The organism is Holospora elegans E1 (assembly GCF_000648275.1).
Lineage (GTDB): Bacteria > Pseudomonadota > Alphaproteobacteria > Holosporales > Holosporaceae > Holospora > Holospora undulata_A.
Genome location: NZ_BAUP01000097.1, coordinates 1 through 4,259 on the forward strand (window position 1 = coordinate 1; position 4,259 = coordinate 4,259).

A 4,259-nucleotide genomic window follows, 5' to 3' on the forward strand; every position below is an offset into this window, starting at 1 on the left:
AAACAAAGGAAATGTAATCTTTCCAACTCTAACAGCTAGTACGAGGCAATTGATATTCTGCGTTCCAAACTTCCAATTGGTGCCATCGAGCATTAAATGCATTTTAGGAACTGGCTCCCAAATACTTGATATTAAGGCTTTTGAGAAGAGTCCAGAATCAATTAACTTGTCCTTTAAAAAAAACGCCTGACGCGTTCAAGCTGGGATTTTATTGAAGGTGGAGAGTGCATCTTGTGGATCAGCGCAGGATGCTGAACCTTTCGCTGATCGATAAGTACGAAGGTTTTAAAAGTCTCTGCGCGGGAATCGTGAAAAGTTAATAGTTTTCTTATCTTATTTATTAAGGATGAAAGGTTCATTTGCATTAAACATTGTTGTTTATTTTTAATAAAATAGCCTGTCTTTCGGATCTTTTAAAGCCCCTTCAAAAAAGTGAGGGGGAGGATGGCTTTCGCGTACGAAAAGTCTTTTTTTAAGCTATAGCCTAATCTTTTTAACCAGCAACTGAGTGGTACCCCAAATTCTTGAGCAACTTTTTTCAAGGTCATATCTTGGGGTTCTTTGACGTACTTTTCAAGCTTCCCTAAGTTCAATCTTTTTTCTGAGCCAAGCACGCCTATTAGGAAAATAACAGCTTTTTTGTTTGTATTTTCTATGCCATTTTTCTATTCCACATGCCTATCGCTGATACACTTATTTTAAATAGGTGCGATGCTTTAATACCCCGCCTCCTCATCTAAATATTCTATTACTCTTTGTCTTAAATCGTTGCTGTAGCTCTTTGTCATTTTCTTTTCATTGCACCTAATTCAACCTAAATTTCTATAGTGTGCTGAACATTAGCAAATCTAAACTTTTTTATCGATTTTTTCATACAAAATTCATACAAAAAATTAACGCCCCAATATCAATGCTTGTCGTTCGCACAAAAATGAATACTAAAAATCGCTCCTTAAGCCAAATTTAAAACATCAGCTATAACTTTTGTACTTGTTTCTGCAAATCCCAAAGGAGTTTTTACGTTAGACCATATTTTTTCAAAATTTTGAGGATCTTTTGAAATTTGATTAGAATTCAATAAGACCTTTAAAGCACTTTCTAAGCCTTCAGGAGTAAAATTTTCTTGCAAATATTCAGGAGCAACCATTTTTTTTGCAAGAATATTAACCAATCCCACATAAGGAGTTGTAATCAAGCGTCGCAATATCCACGCCAAAACGCAGTGCACTCTATATCCAATTACCATGGGGGTACCGCACAGAGCTAGCTCTAACGTTACTGTTCCTGAGCAAGCTAGTGCTGCAGTAGAATTTAAAAATATTGATTTTTTTAACAAAGAATCTGTGACGACTAGATACTTTTCTTGTTCAAACAATTCTTTATGTTCTGGAAGAGTGACTATAACGACTTGAAGATTTTTTACAGCGCGCCTAAGAAGTTCTACACTCTGTTTAAAAACTGGCCAACATCGTTTGATTTCTGAAATCCTACTTCCAGGAAGAATGCACAGCAAAGGATGAAGAGATGAAAAGCTGGGATAAGTACTCCAAAACACATCCCTGTTCACAAAAGACTGATCGGCCAAGGGATGTCCGACCCAAAAACAAGGAATCTTTGGAAAAAACTTTTTTTCAAATTCAAAAAGATGAAGCAAATAATCGGTCTTTTTTTCTAAAGTCCTTGCTCGACTTTTTCTCCATGCCCAAACTGAAGGGGCAACGCAATGGATCCGCTTTGTTATCTTACGTACAGAATGACTTACTCGAAGAGAAAAGTCCGGGCAATCTATCGTTAACAAAAGATCTGGACGCTGAAGAAAAATAGCATTGACCGCTTGATAATACCGCTTTATTAAAGAAATTCCATTTTTTAACACAGAGCCAATCCCCATGTGGCACAATTCTGTGTAGGGAAACAATGAAACAAATCCCCCGGACTCTTCCATTAAAGGGCCTCCAATTCCAGAAAAAACAATGTCAGGATATTTTTGGCGCAAAACAGCCAATAAGGAACCTCCTAGTGCATCCCCTGAAGGTTCCCCGGCTATCACCCATACTTTTCTAAACGAAGAATGTATTTTTGTCAATGTGCTAAGCCGTGATCCATTTGTGCATTCTTTTTATAAAAAACGCACTTACCCCTATGCTTAAAAATCCGCCAAAACTACTTAATAAAAAAACACTCCATCTTTTCAGTGTAGAGCAAGTCTCTTGATTTTTTTCATCAGGATAAAAAAACTTGATCATTTTTTGGGTAATGTCAAATCCTCCCGAAATGTTCAAACACAGCATCATTACAGTGATGCACACTAAAATCTTGATACCTGTCTCATGGATCCCCTTTGGTAATCCTTTTACTGATTGATCAAGTAAAATAAGAACGCATATACTGGAAACACCGTTAGTCAAGCTCATCAATGGTGCATGAAAAATACTTGGAACCCGACACACGGTATAATACCCTAAAGCTATTCCTATCATAAATACCATTAAAAAATCCATAACAATTCCTCCTTTTTATGAAATGCTTTTTGAAAAGATTTTATGATCATTCGGTGATGCACATAGCTTCTAACAAAGGATCATCTTTTGGACTAGTCCAACACTTAGTTTTTGCATTCCAAAGTAAATTAATCAAAGCTAAAAGATTTTTTCCATACAGTAAACTAGCAGAAACTGCAAGGTCACTTAAAGGATAGAATGCTCCTATAGTAGTCACCTCTTCAAAACGAATCCCCTTTCCTGCTTGTGTAAAATCGCAATTTCCCAAAGCTCCCAGGTGTGTTGCAAGATCAACTATCACAGTGCCTGGTTGGCACAAAGAAAGCATTTCTTTGGTTAATAACAAGGGAGCATCCCCCCCATGAACAAGTGCACTGCAAATAACAGCATTGTAAGACGGTAATACCGTTTTTAAAAACTCTTGCTGAGCTCTTTGTTCTTGAACAGTTAATGCCCGCGCATATCCTCCAGAGCCTTCACCATCTTGAATTCCTGGAAGGTGAAGAAACTTCGCCCCTAAGCTTTCTACTTGTTCTTGAGCCTTTGCACGCACGTCACAAGCGCTTATTTTTGCTCCAAGACGACGCCCCATTCCTATGGCTTGAAGCCCTGCAACTCCCGCACCCAGTACCAATATCTGAGCAGGAAAAAGCGTTCCTGCGGCGGTAGTCATCATAGGCAAAATTCTAGGAAGACGGGATGCCACTTGTATAACCGCCCAATACCCCATAAGAGCAGCTTGAGAAGAAAGCACATCCATAAACTGAGCTCTTGAAATTCTAGGTAAAAGCTCTAAAGCATATGCTTGGGTAAAAAAATCTTTATAAAGCTCTGCTTGGGTTTTTCCTCCTAGCAATCCAACAATGCGCGTGTGCCGAGGTAGCAAATTTAAGATTTCTGATGAGACCCCCCCTACAGAAAGAAGCAGCGCTGCATCACGACATAAATCCGCTTTATCATCAGTCCACTTTACTCCTTGAGCTTTATAGGAATCTACAGAAAACGGAACAGTACAATTTTCGAACCAAATTTCAAATCCCAGCGCCGTTAAAGAAGGAATATGTTCTGGAGCCAAAGCAACACGCTTATCTTGAACAACAGTGTTTGCAGGAACGATAATCTTCATAAACTCTTAAAGCTTCCTTTAAGAAACAAGGAAAATTATAGAAGCAACAAATTGTTTTTGTCAAGCAAGTAAAAACAGATTCTAAAAATATTAATGGGGGGAAAGTTTATGGGACAAGTATTACATGCAAATGCCAGAACGACTGAGGCACTCCGTAGAGAGAAATAGTGAAGAGAGCATAGCAAAAGCGGCTATACTATTTAATGTTAATCCAAAAACAATTATCAAATGGAAGAATCGAGAAGATACAAAAGATCTCCCTATCGGTCTTAAAAAGATCAAATCTACTGTGCTTTCAGAGTCTGAAGAAGAAGCAAGTGTTGCATTCAAGAGGATGAAGTATTATATAGCTTACAAGAAACTATTCCACATTTAAGCCAATCAAGTCTTCATCGTTGCTTAAGGCGTCATGGCTGCTCTGATAAAAAAGAACTATCTAGCACTATCCTAGTGGTTATTTTTATATAGATAGTGCAGAAGTAAGGACAGCTGAAGGTAAGCTATATTTGTAGGAAATAAATAGAACATCAAAATTTGCATATGCAGAGCTTCTAAAAGTCAGACTAAAATGAGTACTGCAGCGGTTTTGTGCAACCTTTATTAATTCTGTACCTTATACCTTGCAGATAACG

The 4,259-nt window shown here is 37.8% G+C and carries 4 protein-coding genes and 1 pseudogene; 1 reads left to right on the forward strand and 4 read right to left on the reverse strand.

Translation table 11 applies throughout. The annotated features are described in order from the left end of the window. Positions 1-173: 173 nt before the first annotated feature. From HE1_RS03965 to HE1_RS03985, 4 genes are all read right to left on the reverse strand, one after another. Positions 174-365 carry a hypothetical protein gene (locus tag HE1_RS03965; protein WP_035544954.1) on the reverse strand — a complete coding sequence of 64 codons (192 nt, stop codon included), beginning with the start codon at positions 363-365 and terminating at the stop codon, positions 174-176. A gap of 587 nt (positions 366-952) precedes the next feature. Further along, the gene (gene lpxB, locus HE1_RS03975; protein WP_006300674.1) at positions 953-2,050 is read right to left on the reverse strand and encodes a lipid-A-disaccharide synthase; all 1,098 of its coding nucleotides are present in this window, start codon (positions 2,048-2,050) and stop codon (positions 953-955) included. A gap of 40 nt (positions 2,051-2,090) precedes the next feature. After that, positions 2,091-2,501: a proton-translocating transhydrogenase family protein gene (locus tag HE1_RS03980; RefSeq protein ID WP_006300683.1), complete on the reverse strand. Its 411-nt coding sequence runs from the start codon at positions 2,499-2,501 to the stop codon at positions 2,091-2,093. A 46-nt stretch (positions 2,502-2,547) separates the two neighbouring features. After that, a complete protein-coding gene (locus HE1_RS03985) occupies positions 2,548-3,627 on the reverse strand; it encodes a Rossmann-fold NAD(P)-binding domain-containing protein (RefSeq protein ID WP_006300685.1) in 1,080 nt (359 codons plus the stop codon). A gap of 108 nt (positions 3,628-3,735) precedes the next feature. Between HE1_RS03985 and HE1_RS09690 the strand changes: the two are divergent. Continuing rightward, positions 3,736-4,225, forward strand: a pseudogene (locus tag HE1_RS09690) (transposase family protein); the annotation flags it as partial. Positions 4,226-4,259 lie beyond the last annotated feature (34 nt).

Coding starts and splice junctions, on each gene's coding strand:
- HE1_RS03965 (WP_035544954.1), bottom strand. CDS start 365: ATGCAAATGAACCTTTCATCCTTAATAAATAAGATAAGAAAACTATTA.
- HE1_RS03980 (WP_006300683.1), bottom strand. CDS start 2,501: ATGGATTTTTTAATGGTATTTATGATAGGAATAGCTTTAGGGTATTAT.
- HE1_RS03985 (WP_006300685.1), bottom strand. CDS start 3,627: ATGAAGATTATCGTTCCTGCAAACACTGTTGTTCAAGATAAGCGTGTT.